The sequence below is a fragment of the Hyphococcus flavus genome (assembly GCF_028748065.1).
Lineage (GTDB): Bacteria > Pseudomonadota > Alphaproteobacteria > Caulobacterales > Parvularculaceae > Hyphococcus > Hyphococcus flavus.
Genome location: NZ_CP118166.1, coordinates 2,667,171 through 2,692,325 on the forward strand (window position 1 = coordinate 2,667,171; position 25,155 = coordinate 2,692,325).

Annotated in this window: 13 protein-coding genes and 1 riboswitch; of the genes, 12 read left to right on the plus strand and 1 reads right to left on the minus strand. The window is 54.0% G+C overall.

Annotated features, from left to right (window positions below):
• The first annotated feature begins 174 nt into the window (after positions 1 to 174).
• The 5 genes from PUV54_RS12810 (at position 175) to PUV54_RS12830 (ending at position 13,143) form a co-directional block, all read left to right on the plus strand.
• Entirely contained in the window at positions 175 to 3,885 is a 3,711-nt protein-coding gene (locus PUV54_RS12810) for a beta strand repeat-containing protein (RefSeq protein ID WP_274492657.1), read from the plus strand.
• A 204-nt stretch (positions 3,886 to 4,089) separates the two neighbouring features.
• Positions 4,090 to 4,878 carry a hypothetical protein gene (locus PUV54_RS12815; RefSeq protein WP_274492658.1) on the plus strand — a complete coding sequence of 263 codons (789 nt, stop codon included), beginning with the start codon at positions 4,090 to 4,092 and terminating at the stop codon, positions 4,876 to 4,878.
• A gap of 5 nt (positions 4,879 to 4,883) precedes the next feature.
• Complete coding sequence (locus PUV54_RS12820; protein WP_274492659.1) at positions 4,884 to 6,875, plus strand: calcium-binding protein; 1,992 nt, start codon at positions 4,884 to 4,886, stop codon at positions 6,873 to 6,875.
• Between the two features lie 343 nt (positions 6,876 to 7,218).
• Positions 7,219 to 10,368, plus strand: a complete 3,150-nt coding sequence (locus PUV54_RS12825; RefSeq protein WP_274492660.1) for a calcium-binding protein — start codon at positions 7,219 to 7,221, stop codon at positions 10,366 to 10,368.
• Positions 10,369 to 10,524: 156 nt separating this feature from the next.
• On the plus strand, positions 10,525 to 13,143 hold the full coding sequence (locus PUV54_RS12830; protein ID WP_274492661.1) for a calcium-binding protein: 2,619 nt from the start codon (positions 10,525 to 10,527) through the stop codon (positions 13,141 to 13,143).
• A 47-nt stretch (positions 13,144 to 13,190) separates the two neighbouring features.
• Here PUV54_RS12830 and PUV54_RS12835 read toward each other — a convergent pair whose 3' ends face one another.
• Complete coding sequence (locus PUV54_RS12835) at positions 13,191 to 13,919, minus strand: TorF family putative porin (RefSeq protein ID WP_274492662.1); 729 nt, start codon at positions 13,917 to 13,919, stop codon at positions 13,191 to 13,193.
• A 329-nt stretch (positions 13,920 to 14,248) separates the two neighbouring features.
• On the opposite strand from PUV54_RS12835, the gene PUV54_RS12840 reads away from it, so the two are divergent.
• The 7 genes from PUV54_RS12840 to PUV54_RS12870 all read left to right on the plus strand — a co-directional run bounded on the left by PUV54_RS12840 (position 14,249) and on the right by PUV54_RS12870 (position 24,729).
• Positions 14,249 to 14,587, plus strand: a complete 339-nt coding sequence (locus tag PUV54_RS12840; RefSeq protein ID WP_274492663.1) for a P-II family nitrogen regulator — start codon at positions 14,249 to 14,251, stop codon at positions 14,585 to 14,587.
• A 13-nt stretch (positions 14,588 to 14,600) separates the two neighbouring features.
• Complete coding sequence (locus tag PUV54_RS12845) at positions 14,601 to 15,929, plus strand: ammonium transporter family protein (RefSeq protein ID WP_274492664.1); 1,329 nt, start codon at positions 14,601 to 14,603, stop codon at positions 15,927 to 15,929.
• Between the two features lie 21 nt (positions 15,930 to 15,950).
• The gene (locus tag PUV54_RS12850; protein WP_420797963.1) at positions 15,951 to 17,393 is read left to right on the plus strand and encodes an NAD(P)-dependent oxidoreductase; all 1,443 of its coding nucleotides are present in this window, start codon (positions 15,951 to 15,953) and stop codon (positions 17,391 to 17,393) included.
• Positions 17,394 to 17,407: 14 nt separating this feature from the next.
• Positions 17,408 to 21,922, plus strand: coding sequence for a glutamate synthase large subunit (gene gltB / locus PUV54_RS12855; RefSeq protein WP_274492666.1), 4,515 nt, complete (start codon positions 17,408 to 17,410; stop codon positions 21,920 to 21,922).
• Positions 21,923 to 22,040: 118 nt separating this feature from the next.
• Positions 22,041 to 23,225 (plus strand): LL-diaminopimelate aminotransferase, encoded by a 1,185-nt coding sequence (locus PUV54_RS12860; protein WP_274492667.1) that lies wholly within the window; start codon positions 22,041 to 22,043, stop codon positions 23,223 to 23,225.
• Positions 23,226 to 23,240: 15 nt separating this feature from the next.
• A complete protein-coding gene (locus tag PUV54_RS12865) occupies positions 23,241 to 24,083 on the plus strand; it encodes a helix-turn-helix domain-containing protein (protein ID WP_274492668.1) in 843 nt (280 codons plus the stop codon).
• A gap of 370 nt (positions 24,084 to 24,453) precedes the next feature.
• Positions 24,454 to 24,729 carry a hypothetical protein gene (locus PUV54_RS12870; protein ID WP_274492669.1) on the plus strand — a complete coding sequence of 92 codons (276 nt, stop codon included), beginning with the start codon at positions 24,454 to 24,456 and terminating at the stop codon, positions 24,727 to 24,729.
• A 268-nt stretch (positions 24,730 to 24,997) separates the two neighbouring features.
• Positions 24,998 to 25,123, plus strand: a riboswitch (SAM riboswitch).
• Positions 25,124 to 25,155 lie beyond the last annotated feature (32 nt).

The following is a 25,155-nucleotide window of genomic DNA, read 5'->3' on the forward strand; positions in this document are numbered from 1 at the left end:
CATAATGCGAACCTGCAGAAATGGAAGGGGCACAATTTGAGCGGAAAGGCCCAGGTCTTGCTAGCGGCTTAGCCCGGATTTAAGCTCGAGTGTTGACGGAGCTTGTTCGTTAGCGGGGAATAACAGGGGCTGTCGTGCTCGGTGCGCTTCTTCGTTGGTATTAGGGTGCGCACTATGGCTACTATAACAGTCACGACTTCGGAAGATGAAACCTTTGACGATGGCGATCTTTCTGCGGAGACTGCGGACGGCGTCGGGCTGTCGCTGCGCGAAGCGCTGGCGTTGGCGCAAGATGGCGACACGATAGAATTCGCTGCATCGCTGGCAGGCGAGGTGCTTAACCTCCAAAACGGCCCGCTACTCATTTCAAATGATATTACAATTGATGGCGACATAAATAATGACAATGCCGCTGACATAACAATTTCTGGCGACGCTAATGGCGATGACCTGACAATGTCGTCATGGTCAGGCAACGTCATCACCGATGTCGCAAATAATACTAATACAGAGGACAACAGCCGCGTAATTGAGATTCAATCAGATGATGTCGTTATTGGCGGGTTGGTCATTACCGGAGGTACAAGCGCGGGATATGCTCATGGCGCAGGCATTACAATTAATGCTGGCGCAGATGTTGTCATCAACAATTCTGATATATCTGGAAATTTTGCCGTAAATAACGGAGCGGGTGTGAAAAATTTCGGCGACGTTAGTTTTGACGATGTGTCGTTATCACACAACTATGCGAATAATCGCGGCGGCGCCTTAGACAATGACGGAAATGCGACGTTCATCAGTTCTACGCTCGCTTATAACGGCGCAGGTTCTCGCGCCGGCGCAATCTCTAACGGCGGAAGTTTATGGCTTTCGAATGCGTTAGTATACGGTAATACAAGCGGAAATGACGGCGGTGCAATTGATAATGGAGGCTTAGTCGGGTACGCGTTTATTGAAAATTCGATAATAGCAAATAACACCGCGGCTGATTACGGCGGCGGCATCTTAAATTTTTCGGACTTAACTCTTGTCGGTACTGCAGTAGAAAATAACTCGACAGATGGGGATGGCGGAGGGATTGCAAATTTTAATGGAAATGTATCAGCAGCCAATAGCATTTTTTCAGGCAACACCGCAGGCCGAAACGGCGGCGCGCTTATAAACACGCGAGAGATTGTTCTTACAAATACTACGCTATTTGATAACAGCGCCGGTGGTAACGGCGGTGCAATTTATAACGGCAATATCAACGCTACACTTATAAATTCCACAGTTACTGGAAATTATGCCGGCGGATATGGCGGCGGTGTTTATGTGAGCAACCTCAATGCGTTGTTCCTTACAAATGCCATTCTCGCGGGCAACTATGCGGCAAACGTCGGCGATGACGCTTATGGTACGGGTTACGCTCCGCGGATTGAACTATACGGCATGAACATCCTTGGCTCTCCACCCGAAAATTTCACATTACTGGGGTATGATGCAACGCATGCAATAATTCTTGGGTACGGCAATTCCTATACGTTAAGCGATGTTTTTTCTACGTTAGCGCCAACGGGCCTAACGGGTATCACAACAGGCGTTCTTGCGCATAATGGCGGGCCGGTTCAAACCTTGGCGCTAAACCCGATAGGACTCGCGATAGACGCGGGCGATAGCGCGTTATTGCCGAGCGATTCCCATAATCTTGATGGTGATGCGCTGTTCGACGACTATCTTCCCGTCGATGCGCGCGGGGCCAGCCGTATTCAGGGAGCCGAAGTTGATATAGGCGCTGTCGAATTAGGTGTTGCGGGTCCGGTTTTAACAGGAACAAACGGTAACGATGAATTAAGCGGCGATGAATTTGCGGATAGCCTCGTTGGTTTGGGCGGTAATGACACGCTTATGGGCGGTAATGGAGCTGATACGATTGATGGAGGCGAAGGGACAGACACGGCGTCATACGAAACGAGTCCTTTTTCCGTTGTCGTAAGTCTTTCGAACGGGTTTGCGGAAGGGAGCGATGCTGAAAACGATACATTCGTCAGCATCGAAAACCTAATTGGCTCCAATCTTGACGATGTTCTTGCCGGAGACTCCGGAAAAAATAGCCTCTCAGGGCTTGATGGCGATGACGAACTTGTCGGCCGCGACGGCGAAGATACGTTATTCGGCGGGGCCGGTGTCGATACATTATATGGCGGCGCCGCCGCAGACATGTTGATCGGCGGCGCCGGCGACGACTTGCTATCTGGCGCAGCGGGTAATGACATTTTGGATGGTGGAACCGGAAACGATACGCTTGTGGGGCTAGGCGGCAATGACACATTAAATGCCGGCGACGGTGTCAATATCGTGGATGGTGGGGACGGAATAGATACGCTTATTGTCGATGAATTGTTCAGTCCCGGTTTATTTAATGGCGGATTCGACGGTTCTGAAGTTCCGATGCTTTCGATTGAACTTGATAGCGCAAGCACCGCAATCAAAAGCATAGAAAGACTTCAGTTCACAGATACGCTCGTTGCACTTTTTGTTGGCGGCGCGGGTAATGATTTCGCCAATGCAATCTTGGCAAACGCACCGAATTATCTTGTATCTGGAGCTGGTGATGACACCATGATCGGTGGGAATGCTGATGATGTGATTATTGCCGGTGATGGGAATGACGTCTTAAACGGAAATGGCGGCCATGACTTTTTAATTTCTGACGAATTTAACACTGAGTTAGGCGTTTCTGGAAACGACACAATCTACGGCGGTTCTGGAAATGATACTATTTACGGCATGGAGGGCGACGATCAGCTATTTGGCGATGAAGGAGATGATCTTTTTTTAGGCGCCGCCAGTGGTCATGACACGATACATGGCGGAGACGGCAATGATACAATCAGTAGCGATAACGGCGATTTCTATGGCGATGCTGGAGATGATTTCTTCCAGTTATCCGGAGTGGCATATGTAGACGGTGGAGATGATTTTGACACCGTGCGCATCGGTTTTGGCGCTGGTGGAGATATCTCTTTTTCCTTAATAGATCCTGCAAAAAACTCGCCATTCATCGGTGTTCCAACTATCGTAAATGTAGAACGAATACGGATTTCCGATGTAGGAAACCATTTTCTTGAGGGTGATAATTCAGACAATTCTCTAATGACTGGCAGCGGTAATGACTCGTTGTACGGCTTAGGGGGCAATGACACGATTATTGGCTTCGAAGGCAATGACGCTTTGAATGGGGGTGATGGCGACGATTCGGTTGTTGGCAGCTATGGAAACGATTTGCTCGTCGGATCGGCGGGGGAGGACACGGTTTCCGGCGGTGTGGGGCTTGATGTGATCTTCGGCGGTTCTGGCAATGACGTGCTTGCAGGCGGCGCAGATGCGGACTTCATTTCCGGCGGGGTGAACAACGACATCATTGACGGTGGCGATGGCGATGACGAGGTCGCCGGCGGCGCCAATAATGATTCCGTCATGGGCGGCGACGGGAATGACACCGTCTACGGCGCAAAAAAAATTGACACGCTGGAAGGGGGCGACGGCGACGACCTGGTGTCGGGGGCGGCGGACAACGATTTTATCGATGGCGGGACAGGAAACGATACGATCTTCGGCGGTCGCCAGAACGATCTTATCACCGGCGGGACCGGCGACGATGTTTTCCTCTATAACAAGGGCGGGGATTACGACGTGATCACCGATTTCACGGCCGGCGCAGGGACTGAAGACGTGATCCAGCTTTATAATTTTGGGTCAAGCTTTGATGCCTTTGCGGAAGTGACCGCCGCGGCGGTGGAGCTTGACGGCGACACCTATATCGACTTCGGCGATGGCGATATCATCATTCTTCGGGGTGTTCTGATAGCCGACCTCCATCAGGATGATTTTGTATTTGGCTAGAGCGTTTTGAAGGAAAGCGGTTCGCCGAATTTTCTTTTAAGGATCAAACAGACACATACAGCTTGTTACTGAATCAGCCGCTTTGCTTTGGGGTCGTATCCGGGGCGGTGTTTTCTGGGCTCTGACATGCGCCAGAACATAATAAGAACCGTTCGGAATGGAAGGGGGAAAGAATCACAAGTCTGGCGGGGCGCAGAGGTTGAAATGTGGCGTTCAGCGCCACGATCGCCAACACGCCGCCTTAATAACGGCGCAAATCACCGTCAGATTTTAATCATGGCGATGATGACAAGAATAACCAGCGAAAAGGTTCTATCCTGTGCTGTAAGCGGCGCTCTTATCCTGCTGCTTGCGGCGGCATGCGATAATGGCGGTGCTGAACAGAACACGCCCGCCTCTGAACAAAGAGCGTTATCTGAGAAATCTGATGAATCAAAAACTGGCGTAGCAGACGCTTCACAACCGCAAAGCGCCAATCAGAGCGATGGGCACGATGAAATACTCTTCGCGAGCAATGCTGAGTTATGTGAAGCAGTTGTCAGCCGAGTACGACAGAGTAGCGTCCCCTACGTTCGATGGGTGGAAATCGACGATGATGTCGCGAACGTGACGCTGGATTATTTTAATGATGGCGTTTCGCGAACGATTGAACGCCGGAAAGGCATGCTTGCCGGAAACAACATTGTCACGCTCTGGTCTGATACCGGCGCTGGTGAGTTTGTCAGGCTTGATTTGGGTCATGCTGGCGCCAATACGAAAAACCTGCCTGCGATTGAGAATCTGCACACAAAGCTGACCTATTCAACTGCAGACATTATAGACCTTGATGGAAGCATCAGGACCCTTGTCACGCCCTTGCAGGATGTCAGTACGCCGGGCGACTTTTACGTCATAAACTGGAGCGTGAAAGCAGGGGCTGCGGCGCCGTTCGCACCGCGTGATTATTATCCTTATGTAGATTGCGTCATCAATCAGATGGCAAGCGACGGGTAAGCAACATGGCGCTTTCAAATCTGAACCTGCTCTCCGGGAATGCCTATTTTGCGTTGCTTTATGACATGATCAAGCAGCGGGAAAATCCGTGGCTTTATAATGGAACCGGATTTGAACGCATCCATAATGGCGGCGGCGACGGCAACCCGACTTTTGGATACGGATTTAACCTCGCGGCGTTTAGCGCGTCGATTGTCGAGCAGGTTATTCTGCACGCCTATAGCAACTCGCTGACCGGTCAGCAGGGCGACGGGCTCGATCTCATTCTCGACTGGAAAACTGGCGCCGCCGTTTTTATCGACGGTCAAGCCAGAACGCTCACCAACGCCGACATCATCAATCTGGCGGATGTTAGTTTGAATGGCGCGCCTGGCGCCGTCGGTAGTACGGCGCAACGCGCCGCCGTTCAAAGCTTGTCTTTAAATGACGCGCAGGCGACACGCATGCTCGATGTCATGATCAAGGGCGACCTTAATCTTGTTCATATCGAAGGTCCCAGCGGCAGTTGGGGCTATGAAGACGGTCTTGATTATCGTCTGGCCGAGGAGGGCGTTCTTCCATATTCCGTAGAAAGAGCGGCGCTGTTATCTGTTTACTACAATGCGCCAAGTCTGATCGGGCCGGGCGTGCAGAACGCTGTCGCTAATGATGACCGTCCGCAGCTCTGGTATGAAATTCGATACAATCACAATCACTTCAACCATAATGGTTTGCAGAACAGGCGCGCCGAAGAATCCGATCTGTTGGGGCTGGTCTCGCAAGCAGCCAAAGACAATCCAGCGCTTTATATCGACGAGTTCGCTTTTGCTCTTAACACGCTGTTCAATGATTTTGACCGGCTCGGCAATCGCATTCTGACGCGTATCGAAGCCCGGGACGGGCTTGATAATTTCGAAGATGCAATTGCGCCGGAGCTGCAAGCTTTACTGGACTATTATGTCCTTGCGCCGCTTGGCGCCGCCTCCGCGCCAACAATCGACTTTGTGCAAGCCGATGATGCGGGCATCAGTGAAACAATGATCGGGAAAAGCACCGCCGGTGAAGGCGTTCCTGGTGGAACGCATGATGCGAATACCGTGAATTTGATCCTCGGCATGGGCGGGAACGATTTTATTCGCGGTCTCGGCGGGCCTGACTATCTTTATGGTGGTGATGGCGACGACACCATTGAGGGCGACGGCGCCGGAACGCCTTCAGGTTCAGAGGGGCATGATCTCATAAACGGCGGCAGCGGCAATGATCTTTTGATCGCTGGTTATGGCGATGAATACATTATCGGTGGAACTGGCGATGATGTTATTGTGGCCGGCGCCGGGAACGATGCGGCCAATGGCGGCGCGGGAAATGACTCGCTCGACGGCGCGCTTGGCGACGACTTGCTGGTGGGATCGACCGGTAATGACACGATTGACGGCGGGGCTGGTCTCGATGTGATTTTCGGCGGCGACGGCGAGGACATGCTGATGGGCGGTTCTGGCCGCGACGTGCTGGCGGCGGGTGTGAAGAACGATGTTCTGGACGGCGAAGGTGGCAACGACGAACTCTATGGCGGCGCCAACAATGACCTGCTGATGGGCGGCGACGGCGACGACACTATGTTTGGCGCCAAGGGCGTCGACACGCTTGAGGGCGGCGATGGAAACGACATTGTCTCCGGCGCGGCGGATAACGACTTCATCGACGGCGGCGAGGGCGACGACCTCATCTTCGGCGGCGTGCAGAACGATCTTCTGACCGGCGGGCTGGGGAACGACACGTTCCTTTACAACGCGGGCAACGACATTGACGTCATCACCGACTTTGTCGCCGGCGCCGGCACGGAAGACGTCATTGAACTGAACAATTTCGGCACGGACTTTGATACCTTCGCCGAAGTGATGGCGGCCGCCACCGACGACGGCACAGACACGACCATCAACTTTGGCTCAGGCAACCTGATCATCCTCTACAACGTCCTCGTTGCAGACCTCCACCAGGACGATTTCGTGTTTGGGTAGGGGCGTCGCATACGTTTCTAACATTCATTTTATCTGCACTGTTGTGCAGGGTGAAGAAACGCGCACTAAAACGCAAATCCAGTATAAACCGCAAGAATCCAGCGTGATGACTTCAACTGGTTTCGATGACTGGTTGGGTTTTCGATCATTGTCCCAGGCGGTTTTTTTAGCTCATGCATGCGAGATGATGGGCCAGGATCAGCCCAAGAGAGCAGCAAAAAAGTATCTTCCGCTGTTTAAATGGAACCGGAGAACGGTTTATTTATCTATCGGATATTGCACCACAATATTAAAAGACTGTAGTGTCAAAGAGTAAGAGAAAAGCTAAATACTGGCGGGGTTTATGTTTATTGAGGGCACGTCGGGCGACGACTCGCTTGATGGAACGAGCGGCGATGACATCATTACCGGGCTGGGGGGAGATGATACCCTCAATGGCGGCGAAGGAAATGACACCGTTGTAGGCGGCGCTGACAGCGATACTGTCAATGGCGGCAATGGCGATGATTTTCTCAGTGATGGAGAAGGTGACGACGTCGTCAATGGCGGGACTGGCGACGATACGATCGCTTCGGGCCTAGGGACTGACACGCTCGACGGCGGCGACGGCTTTGACACGGTTGAAATCACCCGTTCGGGCGCATCGGTTGATCTCACCATCGGTGCATCAACCATTGAAGACGCCAATTTGAACGACGATGACGTCTTTTCAAATATTGAGCGAGTAGAAGTCTTTATATCCCGCGCGGAGGTTTTTGACGACACGCTCAACGGCGCGGCGGCGACGGCATCGTTGTCGCTTTATGCCGGTGGCGGCGATGATGTCATCATTGGCGGCTCGGGCGACGATATCATTGAGGGCGTCACTGGTGACGACACCCTGACGGGCGGCGCCGGCGCGGATGTTTTTGATTTTGATTTCACTGAAGATGTCAGCGTCAATGGCGATGTCATCACGGACTTCGAAAACATCGACGTCATCGACTTTTCGTCTATCAACGAGATCGGCGAAATTGGGGGAATTCAGGGGCTGGACCTTATATTTATCGGCAACGCCGCTTTTTCCGGCGCGGCCGGCGAATTCCGGTACGAGACTGGCGGCGGCCAAACGCAAATTCAGGTGGACGAAGACGGCGACGGAACGGCGGACCGGTTTGTTTTCATTACAAACGGCGAGTTCACGCTTTACGAAACCTTTTCGGATTCCGCCGTTCTTACGACGACTCTGATTGCGCCGACGGAAAACGCTGACACCATTGACGGCACGGTTTCAGACGATGTCATTGACGCCCTTGGCGGTAATGACACGGTCAACGGTCTGGGCGGCAATGACTTTCTGATCGGGCGCGCCGGCGACGACAGCCTGACCGGCGGTGATGGCAGCGATACTCTGTCCGGCGGCGACGGCGAAAATACGCTGCGGGGCGGCGATGGCGATGACATTCTTTTCATTGAGACCGGCTATGACGCCCTCATTGATGGTGGTTCTGGCGACCTGGATCGTTTCGATGTTGGTATTGAACAAGCTTCCGCCAGCTTTGTTTACGGTGCGGACCCGTCCGCCAATTTCAGTTTCACATACGGCCCGTCAAACAATTCAGTTCAGCTCATTGATGTCGAGCTGGTTCTCTTTTCATTGGACTCCGCCGGATACGTGAACCTTGTTCTCGGCGATAATGGCGCGAACACCCTTTCGCCCATTCATAATAATGACGCGCTGATATTCGCCGGCGATGGCGCCGATACGCTCACTGGCGATTTTGGCGACGATACGCTTTTTGGAGATGAGGGCGACGACAGTCTGACCGGCGGCGAGGGAAATGACTCCCTCATGGGCGGTGTGGGTCAGGACATGATTGAAGGCGGAATTGGTGAAGATATTATCGAAGGAGATTCCGGTCATGATTCTCTGTTCGGTTGCGCAGGTGACGACACAATTGACGGTGACGCCGGTTACGATTCCATAAATGGCGGTGAAGATAATGACAGCCTGTTGGGCGGCGACGGCGATGATAATCTTTCTGGGGGGAACGGTGTGGACTCGCTTGGTGGCGAGGCAGGAAACGATCTGCTTGAAGGCGAAGATGGTGCAGACAGTCTTTCTGGCGGTGCTGGCGCCGATACTCTGTATGGTGGGAATGACAACGACTTGCTCGAAGGCGACGGTGGAGATGATTATTTAAGAGGCGGAGCAGGCGCTGACACTTTGATTGGAGGCGATGGTTTTGATTCCGTTGAATATAGTGCCTCGACGGTCGCAATTTCTATCAACTTGGAAACGGGGGTCGCTACTGGCGGCGACGCCGAAGGCGACACTTTTTCTTCTATAGAAAGAATTTTTGGAAGTTCTTTCGCTGACACGCTTATTGGCGACGATGGCGACACCGAATTTCGAGTTAGTACAGGTGATTATGTGATTGGCGGGGGCGGCGCTGATTATTTTATACGATCAGCCGGGCAATCGCCGAAAGTTTCTTACATAACCTCTCCGGGCGCTGTTCATATCGACTTAACGCAGGGCGTCATTCAAGGATTTGACGCTGAAGGGGATAGTTTTAGTGGGATCGATGTCTTTGAAGGCTCGATGTATGACGATACGCTCATCGTTGCTCGTGGCGAATTATACGGACAAGATGGAGATGATCTGCTTGCGGGCGATCCGTCAGACGGTTTGGCTAACGAAATTCTGAGCGGAGGTAATGGAAACGATACGCTTTATGGGTATCGCGGTTTCGACGATCTTTTTGGCGATGATGGCGACGATCTAATATTCGGTGGTGATCATCGTGATCTTATAGAAGGCGGGGCGGGATCTGATTCCATTAATGGTGGTGAAGACAACGATACGATTGATGGTAATTCAGGCGACGACCACCTGGTTGGTTCGGCTGGCAATGATACGATCGGCGGCGGCGCCGGTCTCGACGTGATCTACGGCGGTTCCGGCGAAGACGTGCTGACCGGCGGTGCAGATGCGGATTTTCTCTCCGGCGGGGTGAACAACGACATCCTTGATGCTGGCGACGGCGATGACGAGGCCGCTGGCGGCGCTAACAACGACCTCGTCATGGGCGGTGCGGGCAACGATACGATCTACGGCGCGAAGCGCGTCGACACGCTCGAAGGCGGCGACGGCGATGACATCGTGTCAGGCGCCGCGGATAACGATTTCATCGATGGCGGCATTGGCGACGATACGATTTTCGGGGGACGGCAAAACGACCTGATCGCCGGCGGCGCAGGCGACGATTTGTTTCTTTACAATCACGGCGGCGATTATGACGTCATCACCGACTTCACAGCCGGCGCCGGGACCGAGGACGTGATCCAGCTCAATAATTTTGGGTCAAGCTTCGATACCTTTGCGGAAGTGACCGCCGCGGCGGTGGAGCCCGACGGCGATACCTACATCGATTTCGGCGATGGCGATATTATTATTCTTCGGGACGTTCTGATAGCCGATCTCCACGAAGACGATTTCGTCTTTGGGTAGGGGCGAGCGTATTGGTTGGTCTCTTCAGAGACGATCAGGAACAAATCGTGGACATTCCATGCAGTCGATCTCACGAATGTTTGAACGGGGATGAGCGTATTCACTGTTAAGCTGGTTGGACATATCACGCGGGCATGAGTTCTAGGGAGGGGCGCGATGCCAGTTCAACTAAATACCGGGCAGCAAACTGTTTATGCCGCCCCAACCCTGATCGATGAGACTGACGGCATTGGCATTTCGGAATTGGCGGGAATTATCGGGTTCAACCGGGTGCCGCCTGATCATAACGGCGCTGTTGGTCAAGATCATGTCGTTTCCGTGCTTAACCACGTCATGCAAATCTATGACAAGAGCGGTGATCTACTCTCCACTCAAACGCTGGATTCTCTTTTCGGTGTCGTGCCAGGCGCGTTTGTGCTGCCTGTCGATCCGAACATACTTTATGATCCTTATACAGATCGATTTGTCTATGTCTCGTTTGAAGTCACCGGCATAGACGGGTCTGGATCAAACCCTTCGAATGACGTCATTCAACTGAATGTGGCCGTGTCGAAGACAGGCAATCCGCTGGACGGCTGGCATGTTCAATCAATCGACGCAAAAACTGTTGTTGGCGGGGAAAACACCTGGAGCGATTATCCCGGTATCGCGGTTGACGGTGAGGCGATCTATATCTCGGCCAATATGTTCCAGTTCGACCCTGGCTCTGACGGACAGGTGAGCTTCGCCGGTAACCGGCTGTGGATTGTCGATAAAGGCGAGGGCGGCGGCGGGCTATATGATGGCGGCGCTATATCATTTACGAAGCATGACCCTGTCGCCGAGGCTGGCGGCGGCGCGTTCAACGCCACCTTGATGCCTGTGCGGTATGCGAATGATTCCCTTGGCGGTCCTGGCGTGTTTTTAGCCTCGGCAAGCGGGGCGTCTAATGGCGTAAATGAAATACTTCAGGTCTTTCATGTAACAGACCCTTTGGGCACGCCCGACTTTTCAGTACAACAAATTTCCCTGGGCGACGTCAGCAATGAAAATGCCGGATTTTTACCACAGGCGACGCAACTCGGCACCAACATCGTGCTCGGTTCGGGCGATCCGCGCATTAATTCCGGCGGCGCGGTTTGGTTTGAAGGAAAAATCTATCTTACATTCTCCGTCTCTCCAAAGTTCGGGCCGAACTCCAGTCAAACCACGACTCATTGGGTAGAGCTTGATGCAACATCGCCTGCTGCAATTTCACTATTGCAGCAAGGCAATATTGGCGGTGAGGACATCGCGCCCGGAACGCACACATTTCATTCATCAATCAATGTAAACAAAGATGGTTCTGTCCTGATCAATTTTTCGGCTTCTGGACCTTCGATCTATCCGGGCGCTTATTATGCGATCCGCGGAGCTGACGATCCGATTGGAGAGTTTGGCCCGGCGCAAACGCTCAGTCCGGGCATTGACTATTATTTCCGCAACCGGCTTGGCGAAGGCATCAGTTCACAGACGACTAATCGCTGGGGTGACTTCTCAGGTGTAAGCGTTGACCCTGTTGATGGAACGACATTCTGGTTTTTCAACCAGTTTGCAGATACCAGAGGATCGCCCAATGCAGCGGGGCAGGATGGACGGTGGCGTGTTGTTCTGGGCAGTGCGCGCCCGACTGTTCAGAATTTTCAGTTTGATGCAAACGATACCAATGAAAATTTCTATGGTGGTCTTGGCGTTGACGCGATCCAGTTGAATGCTTTGTCTACAAACACACGTGTGGACATTACTGAAAATGGCGACGGATCTCTGAACGCGGCATTCGGCGACACGGCGAGCGGAACCGCGCGCGGGTATTTCGTGGAGGCAATCGTATTCAACGGCGGCGCAGGTGATGACACCGTATCGGTTGACGGCGCATTTACTCCTGCGCAACTGGCGGACAGAGCCGTTTTTGCGAGCGGCGGCGGCGGCGTTGATCTGTTAACGGCTGCGGCGCTTTTGACAGACATTGGCGTTGAATTTTATGGCGGTGATGGTGAAGACATCCTGATTGGCGGTTTGGGGAATGATTTTCTGCTCGGTCAGAACGATGACGACGCAATCACAGGCGCCGATGGAAATGATTCAATTAACGGCAATGCTGGCGATGATTCAATTGAAGGCAATGCAGGAAGTGATGTTCTTGTTGGTTCTACCGGGGAAGATACGATTTCAGGGAGTGACGGCGTAGATCTGATTTATGGCGGAACCGGCAATGATATTTTGTCCGGAGGCAACGAGAGCGATTACCTGTCCGGCGGCATTAACAACGACATTCTAGATGCTGGTGATGGCGACGACGAGGCTGCCGGCGGCGCCAACAACGATTCCGTCATGGGCGGCTTGGGGAACGATACCCTTTATGGCGCTAAGCGGGTTGATACGGTAGAGGGCGGCGACGGAGACGATATCGTTTCAGGAGCCGCAGACAATGACTTTCTGGATGGTGGCGATGGAAACGATCTCCTATTTGGCGGCGTGCAGAATGATCGCATCACTGGCGGGGCAGGCAATGACACGTTCCTTTATAACGCCGGTAACGACATCGATCTCATTACCGATTTTGTCGCCGGCGCCGGCACGGAAGACGTCATCCAGTTAAACAATTTCGGCGCTGACTTTGATGAATTCGCCGAAGTGATCGCCGCCGCCATCGATGACGGCACAGATACGACTATCAACTTCGGTTCGGGGAACCTGATTATTCTCTATAATGTCGTTGTCGCGGACCTCCACGAGGATGATTTCATATTCGGCTAAGAGGGCCAGTAGGCTATTTTTCTTATGGCTGCGTGACTGCGCAGGATTTAGAATGATGCGCTGAAGCCCAGACCGAACCAGAAACCGCTCGGCTCCGTCGTTACAGTTGGCGGCGTGGTGTCGTCAAATATTGAGCCGCCTGGTATGTCCGATCCGCCATATCGCGCGCCGACATAGAAAGAACCGTTGTTGGAAAACGCATAGGAAAGATCCGCCGTGGCGAGACCGTAAAGATAATCACCCGGTCCGTCCGGTATGACATAGCCGAGAGACCCGCCGAGGTCTAAGCTCAATTTCTCGGCGACTGGAACGGAATATGAAGCGCCGCCTTCAACGGTCGTCGTATCTAGCATGAAGTCGCGATAGACATAGGCTGTCGGAGACAGGGGAATGTCGAAGGACAAGCCGCTGAAGATCTCCACCGTATTGGCGCTGTCGTCGAAAAATCCGCTCTGTGCATCCGGGTATGTGTAGTAGGTCAAACCTATGTCGAACGAAATGATTTCATTTATCGAGGTGTTGTATCCCGCGAATATGTCGAGTTCGTCGCCATAGGGAATATCGTCATCGCCTATGGGTAGCGCCAGCCACGCGCCGCCGTAAAAGTTTCCATAGGTCAGGGTGACCGCCGGTTGAATACTGGCTTCTTGTAATTGAACGCCGCGAAAGACGTATCGAGACTCAAACGCAACATCTGCCGATAACTCCAGCGATTGTGCTTGAGCGGAATGTGCAAGAGCGGACAACGCAATAGCGCCGTAGAGTGAGCGCAACATAGACTCCTCCGATCACCACGTGTTTAAAACGCGGTATGCTGAAAAAACGATTGGGTTACGGACGAAATCTGCAACACGAGTGTGCGGCGCACAATGCGACTCTTAACCAAATTAGCAGGAAATGCGAAAAGTTAGCTATTTTACCTATAACAATGGAATTAAATGTCACTAAACTGGCGTAAAATAGCGGTTATGGAGGGGCATTTTCGCCTATGCAGCATATTTTGGTTGCGTTGCAAAATCATGCTGGTTAGCCTTTGACTCGAATCAAGCAGCATCCGCCTGTTGATTTTTGATGCAATTAAGACCGGCAAAAAGAGGGCGTACTGATGAAATACATAATTGCGGTTGTTAAGCCGCATCGCCTTGAAGACATAAGGACGGCGCTTACGGCTATGGGCGTTGAAGGGCTTACGGTGTCAGACGTTAAGGGGTTCGGCCGTCAAAAGGGGCACAGCGAAGTCTATCGAGGCGCGGAGTACCAGGTTGATTTTGTGCCGAAGGTAAAACTCGAAATTGCGATCGCCGCTAGTGAAGTGACGAAAGTCATTGAGGCTATTTGCGGTGCTGCAAAGACGGATCGCATCGGTGATGGAAAAATCTTTGTACTGGACCTTGAAGACGCCGTGCGCGTGAGGACTGGTGAAACCGGTGCAGCAGCAATTTAAGACTGGACGGGGCATGAATATCGTGAAAATCAAAATAAAATTTCTCGTCGTATTTACGGCAGCCTATTTTGCGTGCGTGTCTGGCGTCGGCGCTCAGGAAGCAGCAGATGCTGCGTTGGCTGTACCGGCGCCGTCTGACGGATCTGCGTTTGTATTCAACACGCTGTTGTTTCTCGTGTCCGGCATGGTTGTCATGTTTATGGCGGCTGGATTTTGCATGCTGGAAGCTGGTCTGGTTCGCTCAAAGAACGCCGCCACTATATGTGTAAAGAACATTGCGCTTTTTTCCGTCGCAGGCCTGATGGTGTATTTTATCGGCTATGATCTCATCTATGGCGTCGCCGAAGGCGGGGTCATCGCGCCGCTGAATATTTTCTGGGGCGGGGATGAAAGCGAGGCGCTCAGCAATGGTTACTCGGCGCATTCGGACTGGTTTTTTCAGATGGTGTTTGTTGCGACGGCGGCGTCTATTGTTTCCGGCACGCTGGCGGAACGCATAAAGCTTTTTCCGTTCCTGGTTTTCGTCGCGGTCTTGACTGGCATTATCTATCCGATCCAGGCGAGTTGGGTCTGGGGCGAGGGCTGGCTTGACGCCCGGTTTGATGATTTCGCCGGTTCAACGCTGGTTCATTCGACCGGCGGCTGGGCGGCGCTGGCTGGCGCTTTGGTGCTCGGCGCGCGTAACGGTAAATATGTCAGTGGAAGGGTCGCTCCTATCCCAGGCTCTTCATTGCCTCTGGCGACGCTGGGCACGTTTATTCTCTGGCTCGGCTGGTTTGGATTTAATGGCGGTTCTCAACTCGCGCTCGGAACGATCCCGCATGCGACAGATGTGTCAAAGATATTCGTTAACACCAACATGGGGGCGTGCGGCGGCGTTGTCGCGGCGCTGCTTTTAACGCAAGCGTTGTACAAGAAAGTGGATCTAACGATTGTCTTGAATGGCGCCATCGGCGGGCTTGTCTCAATCACGGCGGAACCATTGCAACCAGCGGTCTGGGTTGCGGTTTTGATCGGCGCTGTCGGCGGTGTTATAGTGACGCTGGCTGTGCCGGTTCTGGATAAGTTAAAGATCGATGATGTTGTCGGCGCGATCCCTGCGCACTTATTTTGCGGCATATGGGGTACGCTCATCGTCCCGCTCAGCAACAGCGAGGTGACATTCTTCGGCCAATTGACGGGCGTGGTCGTGATAGGCGTCTTTGTATTTACACTCAGCTTGTTGTTCTGGCTGGCGCTTAAATATACCCTTGGCGTCAGGGCAAGCGATGAACATGAGCGAATGGGCCTTGATAAGGCGGAGCTGGGCCTTGAGGCCTATCCGGAATTTGCGAAGGGTTAAACCAAATCGGCGGAGGCTCACATTAAAGAGCATATGTTGAAATTCGTTTCGCGGGAACGTGAAACGCCAATGAAGCGAAATTCCGGCGAGCGTCGCCGGGATTTTGACGAAATATATGCGCGTTTTGCTGATGATCATGCGAGTACGCAGGCGTCGCGATGCAGTCAGTGCGGCGTGCCGTTCTGTTCTGATCACTGTCCGCTTGGCAATGACATTCCCGACTGGCTGAAGGCGGTTGCTGAAGGACGGTTGGAAGACGCCTATGCGTTGTCATCGGCGACTAACAACATGCCTGAAGTCTGCGGGCGTATTTGCCCGCAGGACCGGTTGTGTGAAGGCTCATGCGTCATCGAACAGTCCGGTCATGGAACGGTGACGATCGGTTCCGTCGAGCAATACATCACTGAAACGGCGTGGGATAAAGGCTGGATCAAACCGGTGAAGCCAGCCGAGGAACGGCCACAGTCCGTAGGCGTGATCGGCGCAGGGCCAGCCGGGCTCGCCGCAGCGGAAGAGCTTCGTAAGGAAGGGTTTCAGGTAAAAGTTTACGACCGTTATGACCGCACAGGCGGACTGCTGGTTTACGGCATTCCCAATTTCAAACTGGAAAAGCATGTTGTCTCCCGGCGCACGGAGCATCTTGAAAAAAGTGGCGTTCAGTTTATACGCAATTTTGAGGTCGGGCGCGACGCAACCCTTGCAGAATTACGCGCTGACCACGATGCGATTTTGATCGCCACGGGCGTTTACAAGGCGCGTGATCTTGTCTGTCCCGGTTCCGGCAATAACGGCGTTATCGCGGCGCTTGATTATTTGACGGCGTCAAACCGCAAAGGACTAGGCGATGATGTCGCCGCGTTTAATACAGGCGATCTTGATGCGAGCGGCAAAAGCGTCGTTGTCATTGGCGGCGGCGACACGGCAATGGATTGCGTGCGTACGGCCGTCCGACAGAGCGCGACATCCGTTATATGTCTTTACCGCCGTGACCGCAAAAACATGCCCGGCTCGCTGCGTGAAGTGGCGAATGCCGAAGAAGAAGGCGTCATATTCGAATGGCTTGCCGCGCCTAAAGGCGTAAAGGGTGATGCAGCCAAAGCAAACGGCATTCGCGTTTCAAAAATGGAGCTTGGCGAGCCTGACGAAAGCGGGCGCCGTGCGCCTGTGGAGATTGACGGCGCCGAATTCGACATTGACGCCGATATGGTGATCAAGGCGCTCGGGTTTGAAGCGGAAGACCTGCCAGCGCTTTTCAATGAACCGGACTTGAAAGTGACGCCCCGCGGGACATTACGCGTTGATGGCGCGACGCTCGAAACAAATATTCCGGGCGTTTATGCGGCGGGCGATATCGTGCGCGGCGCGTCGCTTGTGGTTTGGGCAATCGTCGATGGGCGCAAGGCCGCCGCAGCCATCACGATGCAACTCAATTCCGCGAACATTACGCCAATCGCTGCCGAATAAAAAAGAAGAAGACCATGACTGATTGCGTATCGACATATTTGCGCCGGCGTGACCTGCTGACAGCAGCGAACGCTTATGATCCTGCGTCAGAACATGACGCCTGCGGCGTCGGGCTGGTGGCGGCGCTTGACGCAAAACCGCGCCGCGAGATTGTCGATATGGCGATCGCGGCGCTCAAAGCCGTCTGGCATCGCGGCGCCGTTGATGCGGACGGAAAGACCGGCGACGGCGCAGGCATTCGGCTAAATGTACCACAGGAGTTGTTCCGTGCGTTTGTTGAACGCACGGGCCATAAAGCCGGCAAGCAAGATATCTGCGTCGGTATGCTGTTTTTGCCGCGCACCAGCCTCGCCGCGCAGGATGCTGCGCGGGCGATTGTCGAGTCTGAAATTCTTCATCGCGGGTTTTATATTTATGGCTGGCGCCAGGTGCCGGTGCAGGCGCGCGTTTTAGGCTCGAAAGCCAATGCGACCCGGCCGGATATTGAGCAAATCCTGTTCTGTGACCCCAAGGGACGAAGCCAGGACGAGCTTGACCGTATTCTTTATATCGTCAGGCGGCGTATCGAAAAGCGTGCGCGGGAACAGGGGCTGCATGAGCTTTATGTCTGCTCACTGTCGTCACAGGACATCATTTATAAAGGCATGTTTCTGGCGCAGGAGATTGACAACTTTTATCCTGACTTGCAGGACGAGCGGTTCATCTCGCGCGTTGCTATTTTCCATCAACGCTATTCGACGAACACATTTCCCGAATGGCGCCTGGCGCAGCCGTTCCGCATGCTTGCCCATAATGGCGAGATCAATACGCTTAAAGGCAACGTAAACTGGATGAAAAGCCATGAGATTCCCATGGCGGCCGAAGTATTCGGTGAAGATGGGGAATCGATCAAACCGGTCATCCAGCCTGGTTCGTCAGACTCAGCAACGCTTGATCAGGTTTTTGAGCTTCTCGTGCGCGCCGGGCGTTCGGCGCCCATGGCGAAAGCGCTCTTGATCCCGGAAGCGTGGTCAAAACGCGCATCCGTCATGCCAGAAAAATGGCGCGCGCTTTATGAATACTGCAACGCTGTGATGGAGCCTTGGGATGGACCCGCCGCCATCGCCGCATTTGATGGGCAATGGGCGATTGCCGGTCTTGACCGCAATGGCCTGCGGCCTCTGCGTTACGCCATAACTGAAGACGGGATTCTGGCGGTTGGGTCTGAGACAGGCATGTGTCCGCTTGAAGGACGCCAGGTAAAAGAGCGTGGCTCCATCGCGCCGGGACGAATGATCGCCGTCGACATGAAAAGCGCCAAATTTTATTCTTCGGCGGAAATTCTCGACGAACTGTCGGAAAAGCATCCCTATACGGAATGGCTTGAAAGCATTGTCGAGCTTGAACCGAAAATCGGTCCCGGACCGGAAGAACGCCTCTATGATGGCGTGGAATTGTTGCGCCGTCAGGGATCTGCCGGATACGATCTCGAATCGCTCGATCTGATCCTCCGGCCCATGGTTGAGGATGGCAAGGAAGCTGTCGGTTCCATGGGCGATGACACGCCGATCGCTGTGCTTTCGGATAATTACCGGCCCTTGTCGCACTTTTTCAGGCAGAATTTTTCGCAAGTGACAAACCCGCCGATTGATCCGTTGCGCGAAGACGGGGTCATGAGCCTCAAGACGCGGTTTAAAAACCTTGGCAACATTCTTGTCACTGACGAGACGCAGACAGACGTTTTCGTGCTTGAAAGCCCGATCCTTACCAACGGAATGTTCGAGCGGTTGCGCGAACTGCTTGATCAAAAAGTGGTTGAGATAGACTGTACCTATAATGTGAAAGATGTGCGGGATGATGGCGTCGCCCTGCATGCAGCGTTGACGCGCATTCGCAGAGAGGCTGCGGCGGCGGTGAAAGATGGCGCCGGTCATATTGTGCTGACTGATGAGCATCAGGGCAAGGCTCGCGTCGCCGTTCCGATGATCCTTGCAGCCGGCGGCGTACACGCGCATCTTACGAAAGTTGGCGTCAGAAGCTATTGTTCTCTGATCGTGCGTTCCGCCGAATGTGTCGACGCCCATTACGCTGCTGTGTTGGTAGGGGTCGGCGCGACCGTAGTGAATCCCTATTTGGCTTTTGACTCTCTTGCACAGGCGCAGGCGAACGGACGATATGGCGATATTACGCTCGGACAGGCAGCGCTCAATTACAAAACCGCGCTCGAAGCCGGGTTGATGAAGATCATCTCAAAAATGGGCGTATCGGTTATTTCCGCCTATCGCGGCGGCTGCAGTTTCGAAGCGCTCGGACTATCGCGCACGCTTGTCGAAGAGTTCTTTCCAGGTATGACAAGCCGTATTTCCGGCATCGGTCTTGCCGGTCTTGAAAAGAAAACGGCTGAACTGCATGCGCAATCATGGGAAAGCGACGCGGCGCGATTGCCCGTCGGAGGGTTTTACCGTCACCGCCGCAGCGGCGAGCATCATATTGTCGAGGCGGATCTGGTTCACGATCTGCAATTGGCGGTTCGAAATGACGATGCAGCGGCCTTTGCCCGGTATTCTGCGGCGCTCAAAAGTCAGCATCCGTCGCAAATTCGCGACTTGTTGCGCGCACGTCCCATGGGAGAGGCCGTTGGCGTCGATAAGGTTGAGAACGCGAACGATATCCGCCGCCGGTTCGTAACCCCCGGCATGTCGCTTGGTGCCTTGTCGCCAGAGGCCCATGGCGCGCTCAACGTTGCTATGAACCGCATTGGCGCGAAGTCGGTCTCGGGCGAGGGCGGCGAAGTGCCGGAACGCTATGAGCCGCTCCCCAACGGCGATAATGCGAACTCTGCGATCAAGCAGGTCGCTTCAGGCCGTTTCGGAGTTACGGCGGAATATCTCAATCAATGCAGAGAGATAGAGATCAAAGTTGCGCAAGGAGCGAAGCCGGGCGAGGGCGGTCAATTGCCAGGTTTCAAGGTCACTGAATTCATTGCGCGCATGCGTCATTCAACGCCCGGCGTCATGCTGATCTCGCCGCCGCCGCATCATGACATTTATTCAATCGAGGATTTGGCGCAGCTCATCTACGATCTGAAACAAATCAATCCGGATGCGCGGGTATGCGTCAAGCTCGTGTCCGCGTCAGGCATCGGCGCCATCGCGGCGGGCGTCGCGAAAGCAAAGGCTGATGTCATTTTGATTTCCGGTAATGTCGGCGGCACGGGCGCCAGCGCACAGTCGTCGATCAAATATGCAGGCGCGCCGTGGGAACTCGGCCTCGCTGAGGCGCATCAGGTTTTGACCCTTAACAATTTGCGCGAGCAAGTGACCTTGAGAACCGACGGCGGCATTCGCACGGGCCGCGATGTCGTGATCGCCGCCATGCTCGGCGCAGAAGAATACGGCATCGGCACCGTGTCATTGCTGGCGCTCGGCTGTCTGATGGTGCGACAGTGCCATTCGAACACATGTCCCGTCGGCGTATGCACGCAGGATGAGTCATTGCGCGAACGGTTCACCGGTTTGCCGGAACATGTGGTTCACCTGATGACGTTTATCGCTGAGGAAACACGCCAGATTCTCGCCGATCTTGGCGCAACGTCACTCGAAGACATTATCGGACGGGCGGATTTGCTCGATCAGGTTTCGCGCGGCGCGCAGCATCTTGACGATCTTGACCTCAATCCGATCCTGACTCTTGTTGATGCTGGCGAACGCCCGAAACGCTCGAAACGGACAGGACGGCAGGACGTTGTCGATACGCTTGACCAGCGCCTCGCGCCGGAGCTGAAACCGTTTTACGAGCGCCGGGAAAAAGTGCAGCTTTCATTTCCAATCAAGAACACGGACCGGGCTGTCGGCGCCCGCATATCTTCACAGATTGTTCGGACCTTCAAACGCAAGGACCTGACCGAAGATCATGTGACGCTAAGGCTGAAAGGTTCAGCCGGTCAGTCGCTTGGTGCTTTTTCAGCGTTCGGCTTGAAAGTAATCGTCGATGGCGACGCCAACGATTATGTGGGCAAGGGACTTTCGGGCACCGCTTTGGTGGTTCGTCCGGCTGATACCGTAGCGGGCGAGAATGACGCGATCATCGGCAATACTTGTCTTTATGGCGCGACGTCAGGCGTGCTGTTTGCCGCTGGCCGCGCGGGCGGCCGGTTCGCCGTCAGGAACTCCGGCGCAACCGCTGTCATCGAAGGCTGCTCGTCCAATGGCTGCGAATACATGACCGGCGGAGTTGCGGTCATTCTCGGAACGGTCGGTAACAACTTTGCGGCGGGCATGACCGGCGGGCGCGCTTATGTGTTTGATGAGGACGGGAGCTTCGAAGACAAAGTAAACCCTGAAAGCGTCGCGTTGCGCGGCTTTATGGATGGCGAAGACGATTTTGAATGCCACGCCTTGATCGAACGTCACTGGAGCGAGACCAAGTCAGCGAAAGCCCGCCGTCTTCTTGACGACTGGCGTAACGCCCGGGCCAAATTCTGGGTTGTTGAGCCGCTGGAGCTTATCGCCCGGCAACAAAAGATGGACGCCGCCGCCAAATCAGCGTGACTTCGCCTCACTTTCGCTAAGGAAAATTGTCATTGCCGGACTTGTTCCGGCAATCCAGAAATTCCGGTAAGGGCCCTGGATCACCGGGACAAGCCCGTGATGACAGCAGTGGTTATAAATGGCCGAGCAAGAAGAATTCTACCGCATTCAAAAACTGCCGCCTTACGTGTTCGAGGAAGTGAACACGCTGAAGGCGAAGCTGCGCGCCGGCGGGCGCGATATCATTGATCTCGGCATGGGCAACCCGGATATGCCGACGCCAGCCCACATCGTCGAAAAACTGGTTGAAACAGCGCGTAACCCGAAAGCGCATCGTTATTCGGTTTCACGCGGCATTATAGGTCTGCGCCGCGCCATGGCGCGTTATTACAAGCGACGGTTCGATGTTGAACTTTCGCCGGAAACGGAAATTGTTGCGACTATCGGGTCGAAGGAAGGGTTTGCGAATCTCGCGCAGGCGATTACCGGTCCGGGCGATGTGATCCTCGCGCCGAATCCGGCTTATCCCATTCACGCCTTTGGCTTCATCATCGCTGGCGGCGTGATTGCCGCCGTGCCTGCGCCGTCGCCCGAGGCGTATTTGAAAGGCGTCGCCGACGCCATTCAGGTCTCGCACATGAAACCGCGGGCGATAGTGTTGAATTATCCGTCGAACCCGACCGCGCAGGTCGTCGACCTTTGTTTCTATAAGGAAGCCGTGGCGCTCGCGAAAAAGCATGACATCTACATTCTTTCTGACCTTGCCTATGGCGAAATTTTCTTCGGCGAAAACCCGCCGCCATCGATTTTGCAGGTGGATGGCGCGCGCGACATCGCCGTTGAAATCAACTCCTTGTCGAAAACCTTCGCTATGGCGGGATGGCGTATGGGCATGGCGGTCGGGAATGAACGGCTGATCAACGCGCTGGCGCGGGTCAAATCCTATCTAGATTATGGCGCCTTCACGCCGATCCAGGTTGCGGCGGTGGCCGCCCTTGACGGACCATGGGATTGTGTCGAGGAAATCCGCAGTATCTATAAAGCACGCCGGGATACGCTGATCGAACATTTCAGCATGGCGGGCTGGGATATTCCGTCCCCGGAGGCTTCGATGTTCGCCTGGGCGCCGATCCCGGAAAAATTCCGCGAGATGGGTTCGGTCGAATTTGCAAAATTGCTGATAGAACGCGCCGATGTCGCCGTGGCGCCAGGCCTCGGCTTCGGCGAGGAAGGGGACGGCCATGTGCGCATCGGCCTCGTTGAAAACCAACAACGCATACGGCAAGCTGCGAGAAACCTGAAAAAGGTGTTGAAAGAAAGTTAGGGAGTTTCAAGGGGAGTGGAGTTCTCATATTTTGAACCGGCGCCGGAACTGCGTCAGTTCGTGAGCAGCTATTATTTCGTATCGCTGCCGTTCGAGATTGCCGACATTATGCGTGCGGAAATCGCCAACGCCCGTTTCATCCTTGAGGGAACGGTGTGGTCGGACTTGTCCGGCGAGTATGAGGCGTTTCCCGCAGGCGCGTCGGTGTTATGCGGGCCAACCTATCGCTGGAGCCGTATCAAATTCGCGGAGCATACAAGGGTTTTCGGCGCGGCGATTACGCCGCTCGGCTGGCGGCGCATGTTCGCTATGAGCGCGGAAGAGGCCGCCGATCTGCACTTACCGTTTGCTGAAGCGGTTCCGGCAGAGAACAGGTCATTGATCGATGGCGTCTTCACAGCGGCGGACAACCAGCAAGTCGTTGCCGCAGCCGATAAACTTTTCTTATCGCTCGTCACTGACGAACGCAGCGTCCATGAAGATTTCATCAAACAGGCGACGGACTGGATCGTCGACCCGGAGCCGAACGAGATTGAACATCTGCTTGACAATGTTGATTTTTCACATCGGCAAGTGGAACGTCTGTGTAAGGCCTATTTTGGATCAGGGCCAAAGAAACTGCACCGTAAATTTCGCGCATTACATGCGGCGAACCGCCTGACCTGGCAAAATCTCGATGACTGGCGCGATGTTGCGCGTACCGCGTATTACGATCAGGCGCACTTCATCCGCGAGTTCAAACAGTTCAACGGCCGCACGCCGAAGGAATTTATGGACGGCCCGCACATCCTTGTGCGGATGACGCTGGAAGAACGGTTGAAGATCAACCATGCATCGCCGTTCAGTCTGGTGGGGTAGATATTAACACCGGTCTACCGTCAGCGTCATCCCGGACTTGATCCGGGATCCAGAGATTTTCTTTTCGTAAAGTTTTTATACGAATAATTTTGCACCTTATGGATCCCGGCTCGGGGGCCGGGATGACGACTACGGTAGGTTTACGCAATCCATCTACTCGTCTTTGCAGACTCGACCTGCAACCCAAAAGCCCCTCGGCGCGCCGAAGCGGGTGAAACCGGGAAGTGGGAAGAGGTGCGAACAAGGGTGCCCAAAGCCGCATAATTCCCTGTGTATTAGGCCTGGTCATTGCCTTTTCACCGATAGCCGACAATTGTGTGATACTGCCCGACAGTAATTCGGCGACCCGAGACCAATCGTGGAGCTAGTAATGTTTATTATTGAGGACGAGGCACACGCCGAACTCCAAAATGGAGAATTTGAAACTCGACAAGACGCAATGACCGAATTGATGCGCCGCGCAAGAATTCGTTGGGATAAGGAGCCCAATCTCGCGCCATGCACGAGTTTGAGAACATGTGGTCGTCGTTACGAATTGGTGGAGTACGACAAGTCAGCGACGCCTTGGAAAGAGCTATCCAGAAGACTGATTCTAGAAATCAGCGCCAAGGGCGTACACTGGCATGCCGCGGCGAACGAGGAATGACCTGTCTGGGCCGATAGCAGACATCAGACCCAAAGCGGTTCTTGGCTGACTGAATGGTGATCGAAATAGCTGTAGGAAATCAACAAACTAAAAAGTTGGCGCACTCGTTCGGATTTGAACTATAGGCTTTCAGACAAAAAAACCGGCTGGAAGTACAGTATTATCAAAGGGCGATAAACCATCACGGGCATAGCCATTCCTGCCAATTTCCGGCTCCCCATAAAATATCCTGTTGACGGCTTCGCAGTTGCGAAGTAAACGTCTCGTCAACTCATCAAGACCAGCCGAGGGATAGGCCCGTTGACGCTGGGGCAACCGTCAGGAAATCAGACCGGTTTTCTGGAAAGGTGCCAATTCCTACGAGACAAGGGTTTCTTTTCTCGAGAGATGGGTCGGACGAAGAACGAGGCTATGCTCGTCCGATGA

Excerpts from the sequence above, each read along its gene's own strand:
- PUV54_RS12810 (WP_274492657.1), top strand. The coding sequence starts at position 175 with ATGGCTACTATAACAGTCACGACTTCGGAAGATGAAACCTTTGACGAT.
- PUV54_RS12815 (WP_274492658.1), top strand. The coding sequence starts at position 4,090 with ATGTGGCGTTCAGCGCCACGATCGCCAACACGCCGCCTTAATAACGGC.
- PUV54_RS12820 (WP_274492659.1), top strand. The coding sequence starts at position 4,884 with ATGGCGCTTTCAAATCTGAACCTGCTCTCCGGGAATGCCTATTTTGCG.
- PUV54_RS12825 (WP_274492660.1), top strand. The coding sequence starts at position 7,219 with ATGTTTATTGAGGGCACGTCGGGCGACGACTCGCTTGATGGAACGAGC.
- PUV54_RS12830 (WP_274492661.1), top strand. The coding sequence starts at position 10,525 with ATGCCAGTTCAACTAAATACCGGGCAGCAAACTGTTTATGCCGCCCCA.
- PUV54_RS12835 (WP_274492662.1), bottom strand. The coding sequence starts at position 13,919 with ATGTTGCGCTCACTCTACGGCGCTATTGCGTTGTCCGCTCTTGCACAT.
- PUV54_RS12840 (WP_274492663.1), top strand. The coding sequence starts at position 14,249 with ATGAAATACATAATTGCGGTTGTTAAGCCGCATCGCCTTGAAGACATA.
- PUV54_RS12845 (WP_274492664.1), top strand. The coding sequence starts at position 14,601 with ATGAATATCGTGAAAATCAAAATAAAATTTCTCGTCGTATTTACGGCA.
- gltB (WP_274492666.1), top strand. The coding sequence starts at position 17,408 with ATGACTGATTGCGTATCGACATATTTGCGCCGGCGTGACCTGCTGACA.
- PUV54_RS12860 (WP_274492667.1), top strand. The coding sequence starts at position 22,041 with ATGGCCGAGCAAGAAGAATTCTACCGCATTCAAAAACTGCCGCCTTAC.
- PUV54_RS12870 (WP_274492669.1), top strand. The coding sequence starts at position 24,454 with ATGTTTATTATTGAGGACGAGGCACACGCCGAACTCCAAAATGGAGAA.